The 20,823-nt window shown below is 71.4% G+C and carries 18 protein-coding genes; 9 read left to right on the forward strand and 9 right to left on the reverse strand.

Annotation, left to right across the window (positions count from 1 at the left end):
* The coding region (locus tag ABT336_RS21780; protein ID WP_350898476.1) for an AfsR/SARP family transcriptional regulator at nt 1-1,457 on the reverse strand (1,457 nt) is incomplete at its 3' end.
* A gap of 425 nt (nt 1,458-1,882) precedes the next feature.
* On the opposite strand from ABT336_RS21780, the gene ABT336_RS21785 reads away from it, so the two are divergent.
* From ABT336_RS21785 to panD, 3 genes are all read left to right on the forward strand, one after another.
* Complete coding sequence (locus tag ABT336_RS21785) at nt 1,883-2,899, forward strand: pyridoxal-phosphate dependent enzyme (protein WP_350898478.1); 1,017 nt, start codon at nt 1,883-1,885, stop codon at nt 2,897-2,899.
* Nucleotides 2,900-2,903: 4 nt separating this feature from the next.
* Nucleotides 2,904-3,977: an ornithine cyclodeaminase gene (locus tag ABT336_RS21790; protein ID WP_350898480.1), complete on the forward strand. Its 1,074-nt coding sequence runs from the start codon at nt 2,904-2,906 to the stop codon at nt 3,975-3,977.
* Nucleotides 3,978-4,048: 71 nt separating this feature from the next.
* Complete coding sequence (gene panD / locus ABT336_RS21795; RefSeq protein WP_350898482.1) at nt 4,049-4,420, forward strand: aspartate 1-decarboxylase; 372 nt, start codon at nt 4,049-4,051, stop codon at nt 4,418-4,420.
* A gap of 72 nt (nt 4,421-4,492) precedes the next feature.
* On the opposite strand, the gene ABT336_RS21800 is transcribed toward panD, so the two are convergent.
* From ABT336_RS21800 to ABT336_RS21815, 4 genes are read right to left on the reverse strand one after another with little or no spacing between them, the layout of a single operon-like run.
* Nucleotides 4,493-5,110, reverse strand: a complete 618-nt coding sequence (locus ABT336_RS21800; RefSeq protein ID WP_350898484.1) for a response regulator — start codon at nt 5,108-5,110, stop codon at nt 4,493-4,495.
* Nucleotides 5,107-6,282 carry a sensor histidine kinase gene (locus ABT336_RS21805; RefSeq protein ID WP_350898486.1) on the reverse strand — a complete coding sequence of 392 codons (1,176 nt, stop codon included), beginning with the start codon at nt 6,280-6,282 and terminating at the stop codon, nt 5,107-5,109. Before ABT336_RS21805 ends, ABT336_RS21800 begins: the two co-directional genes overlap by 4 nt.
* A gap of 3 nt (nt 6,283-6,285) precedes the next feature.
* Nucleotides 6,286-7,134, reverse strand: a complete 849-nt coding sequence (locus tag ABT336_RS21810) for an ABC transporter permease (protein WP_350898488.1) — start codon at nt 7,132-7,134, stop codon at nt 6,286-6,288.
* Nucleotides 7,131-7,985, reverse strand: a complete 855-nt coding sequence (locus tag ABT336_RS21815; protein ID WP_350898490.1) for an ABC transporter ATP-binding protein — start codon at nt 7,983-7,985, stop codon at nt 7,131-7,133. The genes ABT336_RS21810 and ABT336_RS21815 overlap by 4 nt, the downstream gene beginning before the upstream one ends.
* Nucleotides 7,986-8,094: 109 nt before the next feature.
* Between ABT336_RS21815 and ABT336_RS21820 the strand changes: the two genes are divergently transcribed.
* The 4 genes from ABT336_RS21820 (at nt 8,095) to ABT336_RS21835 (ending at nt 11,976) form a co-directional block, all read left to right on the forward strand.
* Complete coding sequence (locus ABT336_RS21820) at nt 8,095-8,817, forward strand: head GIN domain-containing protein (protein ID WP_350898492.1); 723 nt, start codon at nt 8,095-8,097, stop codon at nt 8,815-8,817.
* 16 nt (nt 8,818-8,833) lie between these two features.
* Complete coding sequence (locus ABT336_RS21825; RefSeq protein ID WP_350898494.1) at nt 8,834-9,778, forward strand: MBL fold metallo-hydrolase; 945 nt, start codon at nt 8,834-8,836, stop codon at nt 9,776-9,778.
* 182 nt (nt 9,779-9,960) lie between these two features.
* Nucleotides 9,961-11,058 carry a cytochrome P450 family protein gene (locus ABT336_RS21830; RefSeq protein WP_350898496.1) on the forward strand — a complete coding sequence of 366 codons (1,098 nt, stop codon included), beginning with the start codon at nt 9,961-9,963 and terminating at the stop codon, nt 11,056-11,058.
* A gap of 114 nt (nt 11,059-11,172) precedes the next feature.
* Nucleotides 11,173-11,976, forward strand: coding sequence for an SHOCT domain-containing protein (locus ABT336_RS21835; protein ID WP_350898498.1), 804 nt, complete (start codon nt 11,173-11,175; stop codon nt 11,974-11,976).
* Between the two features lie 43 nt (nt 11,977-12,019).
* Here ABT336_RS21835 and ABT336_RS21840 read toward each other — a convergent pair whose 3' ends face one another.
* Nucleotides 12,020-14,029 carry a hypothetical protein gene (locus ABT336_RS21840; protein ID WP_350898500.1) on the reverse strand — a complete coding sequence of 670 codons (2,010 nt, stop codon included), beginning with the start codon at nt 14,027-14,029 and terminating at the stop codon, nt 12,020-12,022.
* Nucleotides 14,030-14,196: 167 nt separating this feature from the next.
* On the opposite strand from ABT336_RS21840, the gene ABT336_RS21845 reads away from it, so the two are divergent.
* Nucleotides 14,197-14,703, forward strand: coding sequence for a metallophosphoesterase family protein (locus ABT336_RS21845; protein ID WP_350898502.1), 507 nt, complete (start codon nt 14,197-14,199; stop codon nt 14,701-14,703).
* 18 nt (nt 14,704-14,721) lie between these two features.
* Here the strand turns inward: ABT336_RS21845 and ABT336_RS21850 are convergent, their stop codons facing one another.
* The 3 genes from ABT336_RS21850 to ABT336_RS21860 all read right to left on the reverse strand — a co-directional run bounded on the left by ABT336_RS21850 (nt 14,722) and on the right by ABT336_RS21860 (nt 19,048).
* Entirely contained in the window at nt 14,722-15,471 is a 750-nt protein-coding gene (locus ABT336_RS21850; RefSeq protein WP_350898504.1) for a MerR family transcriptional regulator, read from the reverse strand.
* Nucleotides 15,464-16,720: an MFS transporter gene (locus tag ABT336_RS21855; protein WP_350898506.1), complete on the reverse strand. Its 1,257-nt coding sequence runs from the start codon at nt 16,718-16,720 to the stop codon at nt 15,464-15,466. The genes ABT336_RS21850 and ABT336_RS21855 overlap by 8 nt, the downstream gene beginning before the upstream one ends.
* An 84-nt stretch (nt 16,721-16,804) precedes the next feature.
* The gene (locus ABT336_RS21860; RefSeq protein WP_350898508.1) at nt 16,805-19,048 is read right to left on the reverse strand and encodes a hypothetical protein; all 2,244 of its coding nucleotides are present in this window, start codon (nt 19,046-19,048) and stop codon (nt 16,805-16,807) included.
* Nucleotides 19,049-19,244: 196 nt separating this feature from the next.
* Between ABT336_RS21860 and ABT336_RS21865 the strand changes: the two genes are divergently transcribed.
* On the forward strand, nt 19,245-20,823 hold a 1,579-nt coding region (locus ABT336_RS21865), incomplete at its 3' end, for an N-6 DNA methylase (RefSeq protein ID WP_350898510.1).

Raw genomic sequence — 20,823 nt, forward strand, 5'->3', positions numbered from 1 at the left:
GCCAGCGGAAGCCCCTCGCACCAGGTGGCGATCCGCTGCGGCACCGCCGGTTCGGCGCGTACCCGTTCCTCGCCCACCAGGTCGGTGAGGAGTCGGATCGCCTCGGAGGGCTCCAGGGGTGCCAGGTCCCGCAGTTGCGCGCCGTCGAGCGCGGTCAGCGGGCGGAGGCTGGTCACCAGGGTCAGGGTGGCCGGCCCGGCGGGCAGCAGCGGGCGGACCTGGGCCTCGCCGTGGGCGTCGTCGAGCACCAGGACCAGCCGTCGACCGGCGGTGCAGGCACGAAACAACGCCGACCGTTCGGCGAGGGTGGCCGGCACCTCGGATTCGGCGACGCCGAGCGTGCGCAGGAACCGGTGCAGGATCTCGGTGGGCTCGGACTTGCCGCCCAGCCAGGCGAAGAGCTGACCGTCGGGGGCGGCACCGGCCAGGGTGTGGGCGAGCCGGACGGCCAGGGCGGTCTTGCCCACCCCGGGCATCCCGGAGAGGGCCACCACCCGGGGCAGGTGGTGGCCGGGGCCGGAGAGGTAGTCGGTCAGGTGGGTGATCTCCGGGCACCGCCCGACCAGGTTGGTGACGTCTCGGGGCAGGTCGCGTGACTGGGGTGCCCAGCTGCCGACGGGTGCCGCCGGTGGTGGTGGCGGTGTCTCGGCGAGGGCCGCCGGGGTCACCGGGGCCACCGACGCGACCGACGGGGCGCTGGGCACGTCGGAGAGCAGGATCCGTCGGTGCAGCTCCTTGAGTTCCCGGCTGGGTTCCAGTCCGGCACCGTCGACCATCGTCCGGTGCCCCTCCCGGTACGCGGCCACCGCCTCGGCCCGCCGACCGGACCGGTACAGCGCCCGCATCAGGTGCAGTCGCAACCGCTCCTGGTACGGGTTGGCCGCCACCGCCTCCCGCAGCTCGGCGATGAGTTGGGCGTGCATCCCGAGGCTGAGTTCGATGTCGAAGATCTGTTCCAGGGCGGCCCGGCGGCGTTCCTCGATGGCCACCACCTCGCCGGCCACCCCGACGGCGGTGACGTTGGCGAAGGCGGGCCCCCGGAACAGGGCCAGGGCGCTGCGCAGTTCGAGGGCAGCCTCCCGGGGCCGGTCACCGGCGAGCATCGACTCGGCGTCCCGGATGCGCTGCTGGAACACCAGGAGGTCGACGGCGGCGGGGTCGACCATGAGGGCGTACCCGCCGGGCCGGGTGATCAGCTCGGGGGTCGACCACGAGGTGCCCGGTGCGGGGGCCCGCAGGAGTTGCCGCAGTCGCCAGATCCGGGTCTGCAACTGGCCCAGCGCGGTGTCCGGCGGGTCGTCCCAGAGCGCGTCGATGAGCCGGTCGGCGCTGATCGAGAGGTTCGCGTTGAGGAGCAGCATCGCCAGCAGACCCCGCTGAAGCGGTCCGCCCGCCGGCATCACCCGATCGCCGCAGGTGATTTCCAGATCGCCGAGGCACTGGAACTTGATCTCCATGCCGCCCGTGTATACCCGACCGCGTCCAGCTCCGCTGGACGGAGGACACATTCGCCGCGTACGGCGTACCAAACCCGATAATCCGGGCACCGGCGGAGTCAAAGACACTTCCCGGCTTACCTGGCGGCTTGTCGCGGTTCGCCCATTTTGCCGACCGTCGAGCCAATTATCGACGCGCCCGCAGACCACCGGAATGACCATTATTTCCCAACCGGGGACACCATTCATGTTACAGCGTGTTAATCTGCCGACACAGCTTGACGACCCTCGACGGGCACCCGGGGCTGGCGACTACTCGCCAAAGGGTGTCGCCGCCCCCCGGCCAAGCTCGATCCTCCTTTCGGATCACCCCGCCACCACCAGCCTGGTCGGCGGAGACGGTCCCGCGCCATCCGTCCGACCGGCCGCCGTACAGAGGAGTCACAGTGCTGTCACGGGTCGCGCACCTGGAGTCGGCGTTCACCGACACGCCCACCGCCGTCCTGGTGACCGAGTACCGGGGCCGGGAACACCACCTCCGACTCAAGTACGAGTCGTTCAACCCGTCCGGTTCCATCAAGGACCGGACCGCCGCCGGTCTGCTGATGGTGATGGACCGTCAGGCCCCGCTCACCCCGGGCACAGTGGTGGTCGAGTCGACCTCCGGAAACCTCGGGCTGGCCCTGGCCCGTCAACTCGCCGAGATCGACTGTCGACTCATCGCCGTCATCGACCCGAAGACCCCACCGGCCACCCGGGACTCCCTGGCCGCCGCCGGTGTGGAGGTCTGCCACGTGGACTCCCCCGACGGTTTCGGCGGCTACCAGCTGACCCGGTTGGAACGGGTACGGGCGTTGTGCGCCGGCAACCCGGGATACCGCTGGCCCAACCAGTACGCCAGCTTCGCCAACCCGTGGATCCACCAGCTCACCACCGGCCCCGAGATCGTCGCCCAGGGCGGACCGGACCTCGACGCGGTGTACGTGGCGGTCTCCACCGGCGGCACCCTCGCCGGCATCTCCGCGCACCTACGCTCGGTCGACCAGCAGATCCGGGTGGTCGCCGTGGACGCCGAGGGGTCGATGGTCACCGGCACCGCCCCCGGACGACGGCACCTGGCCGGGATCGGTGCCAGCCGCCCGTCGGCCTTCCTCACCCCGTACGCCTACGATGGGGCCGTCCGTGTCGGTGACGCCGAGTCGATAGCGGTCTGCCGGATCCTGCGCGACGACACCGGGGTCGCACTCGGCGGCTCGTCGGGCTGTGTCCTGCGCGCCTGCCTCACCGAACTCGCCGGTGACCAGCCGCCCCGCAGCCCGCTGTGCCTGTGCCCCGACGGCGGCGACCGGTACCAGGCGACAGTCTACGACGACGCCTGGCTGACCACTGTCGGCATCGCCGAGGAGGTACGCCTCGCCGAGACCCGACTGCGCAACGACGGCCTGCGGTTCCAGAACGGATGAACAGATGCTTGACCTTCCCGGTTACCCCGCCTCCGACCTGCGTTACCTGCCCCGTGAGCAGGTGGTCGCCGCCCTCGACGAGGTCGACTGCGTCGAGGTGACGGCGCAGGCGTTGCGCCGGCACGCCCTCGGCTCGACGATCCTGCCCGACGAGGCGTACCTGCCCTGGCAGACCCCGGACGGGCACTCGGCGCGGTCGCTGGGCATGCCCGGCGCGATCCGTACCGACTCCGGCCTGGACCTCGGCCTGAAGGTGATCAACGCCAGTCTGGGTAACCCGGACCGGGGCCTGGCCCGCTCACAGGGGCTGTTGATGATGTTCGACCCCGAGACCGCCTACCCGGTCTGCGTGATGGAGTCGGCGTACATCAGCGCCCTGCGCACCGCCGCGGTGACCGCCGTGAGCGCGCAACGGCTGCGCACCGACCCGGTGGGTCACCTGGCGGTGCTCGGATGCGGCACCCTCGCCCGTGCCCACCTGCGGCTCCTGCCCGCCGTGTCGGACAGGCTCCAGACCGTCACCCTCTTCGACCTGGACCGGTCCCGGGCCGAGGCGCTCGCCGACGCGTTGCGCGCCGACCCGGACACCGCCGACCTCACGGTACGGGTCGAGGACTCCGCCCGGGCCTGCGTCGACGGCGCAGACCTGGTGGTCACCGTGACAGTGACCACCGAGGGTTACCTGGCACCGGAGTGGTTCGCCCCCGGGGCGCTGATCGCCCACGTCTCGCTCGACGACGTCCTGCCGGAGGTGGTCGCCGCCGCCGGTCTGGTGGTGGTCGACGACTGGGGCCTGGTCAGCCACGACGACCGCCGCCTGCTGGGCCGGATGTGGCGGGCCGGGACGCTGCGCGCCCCCGACGGCGGGTACCGACCCGACGCCACGCCCGATCCGACGGCCGCCCAGGTGCACACCACCCTCGGTGACGTCCTGGCCGGTCGGCACCCCGGCCGGGTCGAACCCGGCCGGCTCGTGCTCAGCAACCCGTTCGGGATGTCCATCCTGGACGTCGCCCTCGGCGCCCGGGTCGCCGCGTACGCCGAGGAACACGATCTGGGCCTGCGGATCCCCCGCTGATCTCACCGGGGTCGACGGCGGACCAGTCAGCCCTGCCATCGGACCAGTCAGTCTCGCCTAAGGGGCAGCAGATGTTGCGCACCATGCTCAAGTCGAAGATCCACCGGGCCACCGTCACCCAGGCGGACCTGCACTACATCGGATCGATCACCGTCGACGCCGACCTCATGCGCGCGGCCGACCTCCTACCCGGAGAACTCGTCCACATCGTCGACATCAACAACGGTGCCCGCCTGGAGACGTACGTCATCGAGGGCGAACCCGGGTCGGGGGTGATCGGCATCAACGGCGCCGCCGCCCGGCTGGTGCACACCGGTGACCTGATCATCATCATCGGGTACGGCCTGATGAACGACGACGAGGCCCACCGGCACGCCCCCCGGGTGGTCCACGTCAACGACCGCAACGAACTGGTGTCGCTGGGCTCCGACCCGACCGTCTGACGGAGGCCGCACCGGCTGCCTGGCCCCTCTCACGGAGCACCGTCCGTGGGTCGACCGACGGCACTCGGGTCGTCAGAGCAGCCCCCGGGACATCGCCGTGGTGACCGCTGCGGTCCGGTCGGAGACCCCCAGCTTGGCGAAGGCCCGCAGCAGGTGGGTTTTCACAGTCGCCTCGCTGACGTGCAGTTCCCGGCTCACCTCGCCGTTGGACAGGCCCCGGGCCACCAGCCGCAGCACCTGCGTCTCCCGGGGTGACAGGCTCTCCTGGACCGGCCGCCGGGCCCTGTTGAACAGCTTGGTGGCCACCGACGGGGCCAGGACGGTGTCCCCCCGGGCGGCGGTCCGCACCGCGTTGACCAGGTCGGCCCGGGGCATGTCCTTGAGCAGGTAACCGGCCGCACCCACCTCGATCGCGCGCAGGATGTCCGCGTCCGTCTCGTACGTGGTCAGCACCACCACCCGGGTGGTGGGCGCGACCTCCAGGACCGCCCGGGTGGCGATCACCCCGTCCATCGTCGGCATCCGCAGGTCCATCAGGACCACGTCGGGCGGGTCCGACAGGACGGCCGCCACCGCCTCGGCACCCGAGGCCGCCTCCCCGGTGACCTGGATGTCGTCCTCGCCGTCGAGCATGGCGCGGACACCCGCCCGGACCACCGGATGGTCGTCGACGAGCAGCACGGAAATCATCTGTCGGGAACCTCGACCTTCACCGTGGTGCCCCGACCGGGCACCGAGTCGACCTGCACCGTGCCGGAGACCTGCTCCACCCGGGCCCGCATCCCGGCGAGCCCGTACCCGCCGCCGACCTGGTCGGGGACGAACCCGCAGCCGTCGTCGGTCACCGCTACCGCCAACCCGTCGGCCACCCGCTCCAACCGCACGTCGACCCGGGTCGCCCCGGCGTGCCGCCGCACGTTGGCCAGGGACTCCTGGACCGCCCGCAGCAGGACCACCTCGACGGCGGTGGCGACCTCGCCGACCGGCCCGGCGCCGTGGAAGGTCGCGGGGACCCCGGTCTCCTTGACGAACCGGTCCGCCAGCCGACGCAGCGCCTCCGGCAGCGACGACCCGGCCAGGCCGGTGGGGGTGAGGGCGCCGACCAGGGCGCGGGCCTCGGCCAGGTTGTCCCGTCCGGAGGTCAGGGCCAGGTCCAGGTGACGTCGGGCCTGCCCGGGGTCGCGGTCCATCTCGGCAGCGGCGGCCTGGATGAGCATGATCATGCTGGTCAGCCCCTGCGCCACGGTGTCGTGTACGTCGCCGGCGAGGCGCTGCCGTTCGGCGAGCACCCCGGCGGTGTGGGAGAGCCGGGCCACCTCGGCGCGGGACCCGTCGAGCTGCGCGATCAACCGGGCCCGCTCCTCGTTCTGCGCCGAGACCTGCCGCGCCCAACTGCCGAATGCCGCCGACCCGACGATCACCATCAGGGCCACCGGGAGGGGACCCCGGGCGGTGTCGGCCCAGTCCCGGGTGTCCAGGTGCGCGGCGACCACGTCGGTCACGTTGAACGCCACCACCACCCCGATCGCGGGGACCGTCCGCATCAGCATGAACGCCTGCGGACAGAGCACCAGCAGCGCGTACGAGGCGGCGGTGACGAGCACCACCGCGGGTACGAAGAACACCGCGGCACCGGCGAAGTAGACGTACGAACGCCGGTCCTCGACCTCCTCGCGGATCAGCCGACGCCCGTAGCAGACGTACCAGAGGGCGAGGCCGAACAGGCTGGCCGTCGCCCACGCCCGCGCCACCGCCGGCTCGTGGTCGGCGGTGGCGACGAAGGCGAGGGTGGCGCCCCCGGCCAGGACGAAGTACCCGTCCCAGAGGTGGGAGCGCAACAGACCGCTCGGCTGACGTGACATCGACTACCGTTCCCGCCGGCCCCGCCAGCGGAAGGTGGTCAGGCACAGGATCAGGCCGCCGACGCACCAGGCACCGAGGACCAACGCGATCCGGTCGTGCTCCCAGGTGCTGGTGACGATCTCCTGCGGCAGGATCGTGTCGGGCAGGAAGACCGAGCGGAACCCCTGGGCCATCCACTTCAGCGGGAAGAGCGCACCGAACTGGGCCAACGCGTCGGGCAGGGCGCTGATCGGGGTGAAGAAGATGCCGGAGACGAAGGCCAGCACGATGTAGGGCAGGTTCATCACCGCGCCCGCGCTGCGCTCGGTGCGGGCCAGGCTGCTCGCCGCGATGCCGAGGAAGGAGCAGGCGACCACGCCGAGCAGGAACACCCAGGTGAAGGTGAGCCACTTGCCCGGGTCGGTCGGCAGCGTCACGTCGAACAGGATCATGCCCAGGCCGATCAGGATGATCACCTCGGCGACGCAGATGACCAGCACCATGACGACCTTGCCGAGGAAGTACGCCGCCTTGGGCATCGGCACCCCGCGCAGCCGCTTGAGCGTGCCGTCGTCCCGGTCCGCCGCGATGCTGATGCCGAGGTTGACGAAGGTCGCCGAGGCGACACCGGCGGCGATCATGCTGGGTACGAAGTACTGCGCCGAGGTGACGTCGCTGCCCTCGTAGACCCCGCTGAACAGGGAGCCGAGCAGGGCGAGCAGGACGATCGGCAACGCGAAGGTGAAGACCACGTTGTCCCACTCGCGGAAGAACTGCTTCAGCTCGATGACGCCCCGGTGCAGTCCGAGGCCGAGCGTGGAGGGGTCCCTGCCGGCGGTGGTGGCGGGCCGGTCGGTGTCGGTGGTGGTCATGACTTGTCGCTCCCGATCAGGTCGAGGTAGATGTCCTCCAGGCTGGGGCGGCTCACCGTCAGTCCCGGCACGGTACCGCCGAAGCGGGTGGTCAGCTCGGCGATCACGGCGCCGGGGTCGTCCGACTCGCGGGTGCGCTGCTCGTCGCCGTCGAGCCAGGAGACGACCGCCTTCGCCTCGGCCCGTCCGCCGAGGGTGCTGGGGTCACCGTCGGCGACGACCCGGCCCTTGGCGATCACCGCGACCCGCTCGGCGAGGTTCTCGGCCTCCTCCAGGTAGTGCGTGGTGAGCAGGATCGTAGTACCGATCTCCGTGGTCAGCGAACGGATGAGGTCCCAGAACTGCCGGCGGGCCTGCGGGTCGAAGCCGGTGGTCGGCTCGTCGAGGAAGAGCAGCCGGGGGTTGCCGACGATGCCGACGGCGACGTCGATGCGCCGACGCTGGCCGCCGGAGAGGGTGCTGACCCGGGACTTGGCCTTCTCCGCCAGACCCACCTTCGAGACGACCTCGTCGGGGTCACGGGAGTTGGGGTAGTAGCGGGCGAAGTGCCGGACGGTCTCCTGGACGGTGAGTTCGCTGAGGTCCGACGCCTCCTGCAGGACGATCCCGAGGCCGTAGCGCCACCGACGGTCGGCCCGCTGCGGGTCCTGGCCCAGCACGGAGACCTCGCCGGAGGTGCGGTCCCGGTAGCCCTCCAGGATCTCCACCGTCGTCGTCTTGCCGGCCCCGTTGGGCCCGAGCAGGGCGAAGATCTGGCCGGTCGGGATGTCCAGGTCGACGCCGTCGACGGCGTTGTTGCTCCCGTACCGTTTGGTCAGACCGCGTACGCGCACAGCCAGCGAGTCACTCATGTCTCCATGATCGTCGCCACGATCGTGACCCGGTACGACCGGTGCACCGACAGTGGTTGTCCACCGATCGGTGGACACCGGCCTGGACACCGTGATCAACTATGGAGACATGAACGTCCCGATGCTGCTCCGCCGTCTCGCCGCCCCGATCGTCGTCGCCGCCGTGGGAGGAGTCGCCCTGACCGGGTGCGGAATAGCCGGGCCCGCCGGTGACCCGGTCACCCAGGAACGTGAGGTGGACGCGGTGACGACAGTCGTCCTGACCACCTCCGGGACCCTCGTCGTCACCCTCGGCGACACACCGCGCCTGTCGGTGACCGCCGGGGAGAACACCATCGACAAGATGACCACCAGGTCCACCGACGGCGTCCTCATCCTCGGTAAGAACCGGGGTGCCAACCTCCGGGGCGACATGCGCTACGAGCTGACCGTCCCCGCGTTGACCTCGGTGATCGTGGACAGCTCCGGCAGCGCCGAGGTCGACCTGACCGGCACCGCCAGCCCGGCACTGACCTCCAGGGGCTCCGGGCGGATCGACGCCCGCAACCTCGACGCCCAGGCGCTGACGGTGGAGATCGACGGGTCGGGCACCGTCACCACCGCCGGGCGGGCCGCGCAGCAGACGGTGACCGTCGGCGGGTCCGGCAGGTACGCCGCGTACGAGCTGGCCAGTGAGCGGGCCACCGTGACGGTGAGGGGCTCGGGCAAGGCCGAGGTGCAGGCCAGCGGGGCGCTGAAGGCGGACGTCGACGGCAGCGGATCGGTCACCTACCGGGGCAATCCACAGGTGGACCAGACCGTCGACGGCACCGGCAGCGTCCGGCAGGGCTAGGTCGGCGGGGAAGCTCGTGAGCGCCACTGATCAGCACCCCGACCCCACAGCGCCCTACTGGGTCGACACCGGCGGCGGCGAAGGCCCCCTCTGGTCCTTCCGGGTGGGCGACGTCGAGGTATTCCCGATCCGGGAGGTCGACTACTTCCCACTTCCGACGGACTTCTTCCCCCAGCTTCGGACGGAGTCCTGGACCGAGGACGCCTTCTACACCCGGGAGCCGTTCACCCACGACGGGCGGATCCGCCTCAACCAGGAGGCCCACCTGCTCAAGACGAAGGACCGGCTGATCCTCGTCGACGCCGGGGGCGGCAACGGCAAACCCCGCAACGCCGGGGTGTACGACCGGACCGACAGGCCGTTCCTGGAGCAGTTCGCCAGGGCCGGGGTCTGCCTCGACGACGTCGACACAGTGGTCTTCACCCACCTGCACCTCGACCACGTCGGCTTCGCCACCTCCGCCGACGGCGCCGGCGGATGGGTACCGACCTTCCCGAACGCCCGCTATCTCCTCGTCCGAGAGGAGTTCGACTGGTGGACCGGCCCCGAGGGCGCGGCGGTGATCCGACAGACCGGCGACTACCTCGCCGACAGCATCCTGCCGCTGCGCGACGCGGGCGTCCTCGACCTGGTCGACGCCGACCACGTCCTCTCCCCCGAGATCCACCTGGTCCCCGCGTTCGGCCACACACCCGGCAACGTCTACCTCGTGGTGGAGTCCGCAGGCCGACGCGCCCTCTTCGCCGGGGACATGGTCCACCACGGGGTGCAGCTGGAACGCCCCGAGTGGAGCGTCAGCCACTGCGTGCTGCCCGACGACTCCGCCGTCCAGCGCCGCCGCCTCCTCGAACGGGTCGCCGACTCCGGCGACCTGCTGGTCCCCGCCCACTTCCCGTTCCCCGCCGCCGGATACGTCCACCGCGCCGAACGGGGCTTCACCTACACCTTCATCGACGTCTGAGGCCGGTCCCGAGCCCGGCCCGGTGCGGACCGCCCACGGTACGGAGATCGTCATCCAGGATTGTCCGTCAGTTAACAACCGACGGAACCACACCCGATACGGTGACCCGCGATCGGCCGCTCGGCCGACGCCCGTGTGCCACCCGGTCACGCCCACGGGCGTGACCGACCCGGGGAGGCACCATGGCCAGACGCGTCTTTCTGCACGTCGGAGCACCCAAGACCGGCAGCACCTACGTGCAGGACGTGCTCTGGGGAAACCGCGCGGCACTCAAACGCGCCGGGATCCTCCTGCCCGGCACCGCCGCCGCCCACGACCAGGCCATGACCGACCTGCGGGAGGTCACCTGGCGGGACCCCGCAGGCGGCTGGACCTGGGACCGGCTGGTGGACGGGGCCGCCCGGTGGCCCGGTGACGTGATCGTCAGCAACGAGGGGTTGGGGGCGGCCACCGCCGCGCAGGCCGCCCGCGCGGTGACCAGCCTCCAACCCGCACAGGTGCACGTGGTGGTCGCCGGACGGGACCTGTGGCGGACCCTGCCGTCGATGTGGCAGCAGAGCGTACGCGCCCGCAGCACCTGGCGGTTCGAGTCCTTCCTCCGGGCGGTGCAGGACGGCAGGTTCGACAGCTTCTGGGACCACCACACCCCCACCCGGATGCTGCGCCGCTGGGGGGACCTGGTCCCCGCCACCCGACGCCACCTGGTCACCGTTCCCCCCTCCGGCACCCCGCACGAGGTCCTGTGGAACCGGTTCGCCGCCGCCCTGGGCATCCCGGCCGGAATCTGCACCCTCGACGCCCCCACCTCGAACACCTCCCTCGGGGCGGCCGAGATCGAGGTCCTGCGCCGGGTCAACCAGGCCCTCGGCGACAGGTACCCGCACCGGACGCCGTACCAGAGGGTGGTCCAGCGGCACCTGGTCAACGCGGTGCTCAAGCACCGCCGCAACGACGTCCGGTTCGGCGTCGGCCTGGACCGGGCCGACTGGGTGACGGACCTCGCCGAAGCGCAGATCACCGCACTCCGGGACTACCCCTGCCAGGTGGTCGGCGACCTCGACGACCTGCGGCCTACCACCGTCCGCCACGCCCGGTCCCCCGACGACCTCGACGAGGGACAGGTCCTCCAGGCCGCCATCGAGACCATCGTCGGGATGCTCGGCCACGCCGACGCCCTCAGCCGACGCACCGACGGCCGCGACGACCTCCTCTCCCAGCTGCGCCACCGAGCCACCAGCGGCGTCAGACGCCGCCTGCGCGCCACCCTCGGCGACGGGTGACGCCCCGGACCAGCCGCACCACCGGGTCGGATGGGTCATTCGGCGGAACCGCGCCCGGTACCCCGGTGACTAAGCTCTGCGAGGCGATCACCGACGCGGAGGCACGACAGGCTCATGGCGACACGCTTCAACACCCCTCCGGGCTGGCCCGACGCGCCGGAGGGGTGGCTACCACCGGCCGGGTGGCAGCCCGACCCCTCCTGGCCGCCGCCCCCACCCGGATGGCAGCTCTTCGTCGACGACGCCCCGGCACCGGTGTCCGTGTCCGGACCGGCGAACCTGCCTGCCGTACGGCCACCCACCACCATGACGGCACCGCACCCCCCGGTCGTCGCTGTGACACCGAACGACCACCCCGGATCCGGTCCGGCACCGCAGCCCGCCCCGACGCCCGACCCGGGCGTGCTCTGGGCGGCGAAGGGGAACCCGGTCACCGGCTTCGGCGGCGGGCGCTACAGCCTGACGGCGACCCTCCTGTTCGTGGAGAAGGGCATGCTGTCCACCCGGGGACAGCAGGTGCCGATCGCCGACGTGGTCGACATCGACCTGCGGCAGTCCATCGTGCAGAAGAGCCGTGGGGTCGGGAACATCCTCGTGCAGGTGCAGCGCCCGTACGGCATCGAATGGGCGGTCCTGGAGGACGTCCCCGAACCGCAGCAGGCGCTGTCCATCCTGAACAGGGCCGTACACGATGCCCGGTTGCTAGCCCAGAAGCGGTCGCAGACCCGGGTCTACGAGAACCTCTCCCCCTCGACGTCCCCGTTCCACACCGGAGCCGACACGTCCGCGCCCCCGGCGTCGGCGGCCGCACCCGACCCCCTGGAGCAGCTTCGCCTTCTCGGTCAGCTCCGGGAGGCGGGCGTCCTGACCGAACAGGAGTTCGCAGTCAAGAAGGCCGAGATCCTGGCGCGCCTGTAGCGCCACGCCCGTCCCGTCGCGCCGCCCGCCTCCGGCCGACCGGTCAGGGCTGGTAGTCGTCGTGGAGCACGACCCGCGACAGTTCGTACCGGTCGCCGATCTGCCAGTAGTGCAACCGGCGGGCGGCGGCCGACTCCCGCTGCAACGCCACCCGCCAGCAGATCGCGTCGTCGTCGCGGCGCACGTACGGGCTGCCCGCGCTGCCGGTCCGCAGCCGGTGCAGATCCCGCCCGTCGAGGTTCTGTGCCTGGCCGGTCAGCACCTCCACCACGACTGCCACCACCTTCGCCCGGCTGACACCCCCCACCTTCTCGATGGAGTCCAGGAACCTGCCGCCCACCTCGTACGGGGCGAGTGGCCTGGCCGCCTTGTCCGCCGCCGGGATCCGCTGCGCCCACTCCACCAGCACCTCGTGCCGGAACTGCTCCTGCGGGTCGAGGAAGAGCGGACCGTCCGTTGCCGCCTGTTCGGTGCGGCTCTGGAGACTCTTCAGCTCCTTGGTCAGCTTCTGCCGCGCCTGGTCGGCCTTGCGGTAGCGGGTCTGCAGGCTCTCGATGGTCCGACGCGCCGAGACCATCTCGTCCTCCAGTTCGGCCGCCCGGGTCCGCAGGCCCGACAGGTCGTCGCCGAGGGCCCGACGGGTCGACCGTTCGGCGTCCAACTCCTTCCTGACCTGCCCGAGAGCCGCCTTCTCAGCTGCCAACTGCCTGGTCAGCTGGGCGAACCTCGCCTGGTCGGCGGCCGGGACCCTGATGGCCCCCGGCACCGGGTCGGCGGACTCGGTCGGGGCGGGTCGCATGGTCGCGGCCTGCTGGGCCGCCGTGTACATCCGCACGTCGAGCGGGGTCGGCTGGCGGGGGGCCACCACCGGTGCGGGCCGGGCGACGGGGGCCGCCCGCCGTCCCGGCGGTGGCATGGGACGCGGCGACGCGCCCCTCGGGACGCCACCGGAGGTGGCCGGGGCGCCCGGGGTGGTCGCCGGGCCGTGGGTCGGCGGGGCGGGTGGGGTGTCCGCGACAGGGCGGGCACGGACCTGGGGGTCGAGCGCGGTCTCCGGGTCCGGTGGCCGCAGCCAGGACGGACCGCCCGGCAGCAGGCTCGGCGCGGCGGCCGGGACCTCCTCGTCGTCGACGTCGTCCAGACGCAGCCGGACCGGCTCCACCCCGACGAGACGGCAGGTCACGACCTCCCCGACGCTGAACAGGTTGCGCAGCTGGTCGTTCGGGTTGCTGGTCACCGCATCCCGGGGCACGTCGACGGCCAGACCCGGGAGGAGCCGGACAGTGACCCGGTCGTCGTGCAGGGTCGTCACCTCGGCCAGGACCACGTCACCGACCTGGTACGCCTCCCCCACCCCGGCCAGCGCGTCGGCGGGGTCGACGAACCGCAGCCCGCCACGGAGGTCGAGCCGCCGCGAGGCCGGGTCGAACCCACCCGTGACCGACTGTCCCTTGACCAGGATCCGGTCCAGGGCGACCCCGGGGACCGTCAACTCCTCCCACACCATCGCCAACGACGAGTCGTCGAGGGTGACGAACGCCCGCGACCCTCCGATCGTCCCCTGCACCCGGCCGGACCGCTGGGCGACTGTGGCACGGGTGGGGCGCTGCTCCACGAGCCCGGCCGCCAACGCCGCCTGCAACGCGTCGCTGATCAACTGGTCGGTGATCCGTCGACGGTCCTGCGGCGAGTAGGCGAACCGGAGTCGACTCCGCTCGGGGAAGTTCACCCACCCCATGTCGACCGGGTAGACCCGCCCCGCACCCCCGTACACCTGGGTCGCCGGGGGCATCTCCCGCGAGAACGCCCAGGAGACCTCGCCGGTGGGCATCAACGCCACCTCTGCGAGGTCACCGACGGCGGTCTTGATCTCGTCGGGGTCGCCGAAGGGATCGTCGTACCCCGCCGGGCTGGTCACCACCACCACCGGCCACCGCCGCCCGGACACCTGCAACCGGCGGGCCAGTTCACCCGCCTCCGGCACCGACGTGACCCGCCGTACCTGCGCCGGCGGTGTCTCGCCGTCCGGCGCCATGCTGCCCGACCACTTCATCAGCGCTGACCTCCCACCGGTAGAGGCTGTCACGAACCAGTACGCGAGACCGAGCCGACCACCGGCGTGGCCGACCGGTGAGACCTCCGACGCGAAGAGTAGCGAAAGCCGGCGACCCCTCCCGCACACCGGGCGAACAGTGGCCGGGGCGCGGTTACCCTGACCGGGTGCGGTTGGTCATCATGGCAGACACCCACCTGCCGAAACGCGCCCGCGACCTGCCGTCGCAGCTGTGGGCCGCCGTCGACGCCGCCGACGTGGTCGTCCACGCCGGCGACTGGGTCAGCTCGGCGCTGCTCGACGACCTGGAGCGGCGCAGCGCCCGGCTGATCGGCGTCCACGGCAACAACGACGGCCCGGAGCTGCGTACCCGGCTGCCGGAGATCGCCCGTGCGGACCTGGCCGGACTGCGTCTCGCCGTGGTGCACGAGACCGGCCCGGCCGCTGGCCGGGAGCGGCGGTGCGCGGCCCGGTTCCCCGACTGCGACCTGCTCGTCTTCGGGCACTCCCACATCCCGTGGGACAGCGAGGCACCCGGCGGCCTGCGTCTGCTCAACCCGGGTTCGCCGACCGACCGCCGCCGCCAGCCCCACGCGACGTACCTCACCGCCGACCTGACCGACGGTCGGCTCGACGCCGTGACCCTGCACCGGGTGCCCCGAGAGCGGGCGTGACGTCAGGGCTCCACCCGGTCAATCCTTTTCGAGTGCCGCCGCGAGCCGGGTCAGGGTGTGCCGCTGCTGCTCGTTGAGGACGTCCGTCGTGTACTCGGTGAGCAGGCTCCCGGACCTGCTGAGGCCGGGAGGTGCCGATTCTTCGAAGAGACCGTCGAGGACCGGTCCGAAGGCCGACACGAAGGCGTCGACCAGTTCCTCGATCTCCTCCTCGGTGGTGGCCGGTCCGAGCCTGTCGAACCGGGTCGCGAGCTCGACCACCGCCGGTGCGAGGGTGGAGGTGCTGATCTGTTCGTAGACGCGCGCGAGGTGCGGCATGCCCTCGTCTCCGACGAGGTGCGCCAGCAGCACCGACTGGTCCCGGTCGAGCCTGGTGAGCTGCGGCGACAGCCCGGTGGCCGCGAAGACGGCGAGGAACGGTGCCAGCTCCGGGGGAAGGTCCGGTGCCGCGTCGTGGGCCCGGAGCCGCATGATCAGGTCACGTTGTGCGGTGAGCCTGTCGATCTGCTCCGTCAGCTCGTCGGCCAGCTCGTCCAGGAGCCCTCCCCCGTCCACCGCAGCGTCGTCGAGCAGGTCCGGCATCCGCTCCAGCGGTATCCCCACCGACGCCAGGCGCTTGATCCGGACGACCCTGATCAGGTCGTGCACGTCGTAGCTGCGGTAGCCGTTGCTGCCACGGTCGGGCTCCGCGAGGACCCCCACCTGGTGGTAGTGGCGCAACGCCCGGACGGTGACCCCGGCGAGTCGCGCCAGCTCCCCGCTACGCACGCCCCACCACCACCCTCCCCGCCTCGCCGACCTCCGCCGGCTCCGGTTCGAGGGTACGCAGAGACGGCGCGAACAGACCGAGGGCCAGCGCGACGAGCCACACGCCGGTGAGCGCGACAGCGGCGACGTTCACTCCCGCGTACTCGGTGAGGACCGCTGCGGCGACGATCCCGATCGCCGGGGCGGCGGTCACGAACGCGTTCTGCGTACCCATGATCCGTCCCCGCATCTGTTCCGGGATGCGCTCGATCATCAGCACCCCGATCAGGCTCCCGAACACCCCGCTGGAGAGTCCGACGACGAACGCGCCCCCGAAGACCAGCCACACCGAGGAGAGCGAGGCGACCAGCCCGAACCCGAACGCGTTGCCGACCAGCCCGACGAGGAACCACGTCCGTCGTCGCCCACGGGTGCCGGCGACCGCGAAGAGCGAGCCGCCGACCAGCATCCCGGCGGCGAGGGCGGTGAGGACGAAACCGAGCAGGCCCGGCCGCTCGGCGAGGGTGAAGTAGACGGGCAGGATCAGCCCCTGCAGGGCGGCCAGGACGATCACCGACGTGAAGCTGAGCACCGTCGTGACGACCAGGAACCGACTCCGCAGCAGCACCCGCCAGCCGTCACGAAGCTGCCCCCAGCCGCTCCCGGTCACCTCCGCCGCGACCCCGCCCGCGGTGACCACCGCCCCGACCCGCCCCGGGATCAGCAGCGTCAACAGGGCCGCGGCCAGCGACGTCGCCGCAGTGATCCACAGAACCGTGGACCCGTCGAACAACACCATCAGGGTCCCGGCAGCCGCCGGGCCGAGCAGCAGCCCGACAGCGCCCAGGGCCTCCCGGACGCCCATCAGCCGTTCCGAGGCGACCCCCGAGTGCCGCACGACGGCGGGAAGCAGGGCATCCCTGGCGGTCAACCCGGGCACGTCACCGAGCGACCCGACGATCCCGAACAGGACGAACCAGCCCAGACTCAACCCCGAGACCATGTCGATCAACGGCAGCGCGGCGATCGCCCCCGCCGACACGAGATCGGTCACCACCGACGACGTACGCCTGTTGATCCGGTCGATCACCACCCCCATCAACAGGCCCGCGAACACGGCGGGGATCGCTGTCGCCCCGGCGACGATCCCCGTGCCGAGGACACTGCCGGTGACCTGCAGGACGATCAGCGGCAGCGCCACCCCGGCGATCGAGTTGCCGAGCACGGACAGCAGGTAGGACGCCAGATACGCGACGGGAACGAGCCTCATGCCCCACAGTCAGAACCATGACGTAGGGGCGGGGTCAAGCGCGCTCAGAAGGCCACGGCGGAGGCTGTCGAGCGTTGTCGATAGTCACTCCAGAACGACGTCGAGTTCCTGTGCCACCTCCTCGAAAATGTCCCGGACGTCTTCGAGGAAGCGATGCTGTTCGGCGGAAGTGCTCACGGCGGGGACGGGAGCGCCTCTTCCGAAGACGTCGGCGGCGATGATGCGGGCGCGCTCGTAGGTGGATCCGGTCCCGCTCTGCCGGAACGCCGCCCGCCAGGCCGCCTCCGGGTCGTCCTGGATCCGGCGTCGGGTCAGGGCGAACAGCCTCTTGGTCAGTGCGTTCGAGAGCTCGTCGAAGATGACCTGTTTCTCGTCGTCGCCCGGCTCGCCCTGATCCCACCGGACCGGCCGCTGCACCATGTGGTAGAGCTGGTTCTGCAGCTGGTTGCGCAGGTCGGCTACCGGCTGCAGGCCGCCGTACTCGTCGGACCAGCCTTCCGCCAGACGACGGCTCAGCGCCTTGATCCGAGCCCAGTGCTCCTTGGGGGGTGCATCCGGGTGCCGGTGGATCCCGAGCAGTCCGCCCCAGATCAGGTGAAAGGTGCTCGCCGCCTCGACCACCGCCAGGGCGAGGTTCATCCGACTGTAGACGGGGCGGCTCTCCCCGACGTCGGCCGCCTCCTGCGGGGCAGCCAGGACCGCGACCAGTCGTTGCAACTCCTGGATGGAGCGTCCGCCCGACTTCTTGCTTGCCTTGAGCGGCTCGTGGATCCCGCCGACGAAGAACCGGGCGTGGTCGAGGCGACGACGCAGGACTCGCTCCGCCGCCGGGCCGAGGTCGTCGCCGATCGCACTCAGGACGTTCTCGACCGAGGCGAGGACATGCTCCTCCCGGGCCGAGAAGGTGGGCAGGTTGTCACCCTTGACCTGGTCGAAGTGGGTGAAGAGGAAGTGCAGCTTCGGGGCGTTGCCCGAGACGGCGATGCCCTTGAGCGCCGCCACCGGTGCCGCCTGCATCGGCTGGGTGGCGTTGTCGACGAGCAGGACGGCGTCGACCTTCTCCAGTTGGGTGGCGACATGGGTCGAGAGGGTGGCGACCGACTTCGGGGTGTGGCCGAGACCTTCGCCGTCGACGAGGACGAGCCGGGCCGGCTGGTCGGCCCAGTCGGGTACGAACGGACCACTGACGCGGATGCCGTTGACGAGTGGGGTGAGCAGGCGGCCGAACAGCGGCGCGTAGTTGCTGGAGAACCTGGTGACGTTCTTGATGAACGCCACTCGGTCGGGCGTGCTCCAGGACCAGCTGATCGGCCAGCCCTCCTCGTTGCGGCGCAGTTCACCGACGTCCAACGTCGAGAACCGCTTCTCGATCTCGTCGATCAGCGAGTCGACGATGTCGTCGAACTCCTCGGAGTTCCGCAGCTCGGTGTCGAGGTTCTCTTCGATGTACTCGGTGACGACCTGTTCGTCCTCGTTGCTGGAGTCGAACTCGTCACGGATCGCGCCGGCATGCCGTGCGACGAGCACTCGGACCGAGCGCACCGCCCGATACAACACCTGCTGGGTCAACTCCATGTTGACCCGGCCGTACTCGGTGGGGTCGATGTCCTCGTCGGCATCCTCGTCGTCGTCGGCCAGGTCGTCGGCGTTCGGCACGGTGGCGCGACCCAACACGTAGCTGAACCGGAAACGCTGGTTGACGTGGTCGAGGATCTGGCGGATGACCTCGGTGTCGCCCTTGCCGGCGAACGCCGCCAACCCTGCTGCCGACACGTTGTCGGCCAGGTAGCCGACCAACTCGGCACGAGGCGTGAACGTCACCGCCGCCCGGTACGTCTGGTCAGCACTGATGATCAGTTCGGTGTCGGCGACGGTCGTCTTCGCCGTCGACGTCGACGGGAAGCGCTCGGTCTCCGGATTCGTGCCGAGCAGCTGGCGTACCACAGTCGTCTTGCCGGCACCGGTCGTGCCGAGCATCATGACGGTCCGGTAGCCGTCGGCTGCGGTGGGCAGCGGAAGCAGGTGTTCGCGTACGCCTGCGAAGTCGAGGTGCCCGCCGCCCCTGCTTCCGTAGAAGATCTCGATGACCCGGGGGTCAAGATGGGCCTCGGCGTGGACCCGCGCGCCCGGTTCCCAGAGTTGCGGCGCCCGCAGGATCTCGTTGAGCTGCCTGACCAGGAGGTCCGCCTCAGCTTCATCGGTGGTGCCGAGCCCGTAGCAGACATTGCGGCCGGGCTGATCGGTACCGAGGACGAGCCTGCCCGGGTGCCGGAAGATGACCGACCAACCCTCCCGGCCCTGCGCACGGTTCTTGCTGGCGGTGTACACCTCGACGAACCCTCCGTTGCTCCCCGTGCCGTTACTGGCGGACCGAGCACTGTCCCACATGGAGAGTCGCACTGCGGCGGGAGCAAACTAGCACGGCTGAAAGCTGTGTCAAACAGCGAAACCGGTTGGCGGTTAGTGTATGGTCACCGCTCAACGACAGCCCTCCGACAGGAAACCGATGCCTCCGCCCGCCCGTGTGACCGCCGCCGAGATCTCTCGGCTGGCCGGTGTCACCAGGGCCACAGTGAGCAACTGGCGGCGGCGGCATCCCGACTTCCCCGCCCCGTCGGGCGGGACGGAGACCAGCCCCGCCTACGACCTGAGCGCCGTCCGGGCCTGGCTCGCCGGGCGGGGACAGCTGCCGGACGGCTCCCCCGCCGACGACCTGCGCAACGCCCTGCGCAGCGAGGCACCGGAACTCGCCCACCGAACCAGACTCCTCCCCCTGGTGGTGGCGGCTAGTCGCCTTCCCGACACCGAGACGGTCAGGGCCGTCGACCTCGCCGAGGACCGGCTGTCCACCTGGGGGAACCAGACGGCCCGTTCGTACCCCGTCGACATCCCCGGTGCCGGGGAAACGGACCTCTCACCCGACGACGCCGGACTGGTCCGGGCGGTGCTGCGGTGCCTCGTCGAGGAGGGGCCGGGGCAGACGCTGGAGGTGTTGGCAGAGGGCGAGGGGGGTGACAGCCGGGGCGGTGGGGCGTACCGGACACCGCCGCCGGTCGCCGACCTGATGGCTGCGCTGCTCAGAGGTGCCGGGGAGGCGTACCCGGGTCGGGTCTTCGATCCTGCCTGTGGGATGGGTGGCCTGTTGCTGGCCGCCCTCGGGCAGGGTTCGCGGGAAGTGTCCGGTCAGGACGTGGTGGAGGCGCTCGCCGCCCACGCCGCCGCCCGCCTCACCGTCGCCGACGCCGAGGCCGGGACGGTGGTGCGGGTCCGGGTCGGGGACAGTCTGCGCGACGACGCCTTCGCGGCGTCGGTCGCGGACGCGGTGCTCTGCGCGCCGCCGTACGGTCATCGGGAGTGGGGGCACGAGGATCTGGCGTACGACTCCCGGTGGGTGTTCGGGCTGCCGCCGAAGGGCGAGTCGGAGTTGGCGTGGGTGCAGCACTGCCTCGGGCACCTGACCGAGGGGGGACGGGCGGTCCTGCTCATGCCACCGGGTGCGGCGCTGCGGCCGTCGGGGCGGCGGATCCGGGCCGAGATGGTCCGCCGGGGGGCGCTGCGCGCCGTGGTCGGCCTGCCTCCCGGGGTGGCCGTTCCCCTGCACATCGGTCTGCACCTGTGGATCCTCGAACGACAGCACCCGCAGGCCGCCCTCCCGTCGACCGTCCTGATGGTGGACGCCGCCGGGCCGGAGTCCCGCACCGGCGACGAGACCGACGGTCGACACTCGTCGACGGGGTGGTCGACGGTCCGGGAGTTGGTGGTCGGGGCGTGGCGTGACTTCGACAGGCACCCGGACGCCTTCGACCCGGTCCAGGGGGTGGCGCAGGCCGTTGCCGTGATCGACCTGCTGGACGAGGCGGTGGATCTCAGTCCGGCCCGCCACGTCCGGGCCGTCCCGGTCGCGGCGGAGCCCGACGAGCTGGCCGAGACGGCGTACCAGGTGCGGGGTCGACTGCGACGGGCGGCGACGGGGCTGGTCACCCTGACCGGCGGTGGGGTCTGGCCCCCTGCCGGGGCCGAGTCCCGGTCGTGGCGGACCGCCAGCGTCGCCGACCTCCTGCGGGGCGACGCCCTCACCCTGCTGCGGGCGCCGACGACGGTCC

Source organism: Micromonospora sp. NPDC000207 (genome assembly GCF_040300925.1).
Taxonomy (GTDB): domain Bacteria; phylum Actinomycetota; class Actinomycetes; order Mycobacteriales; family Micromonosporaceae; genus Micromonospora.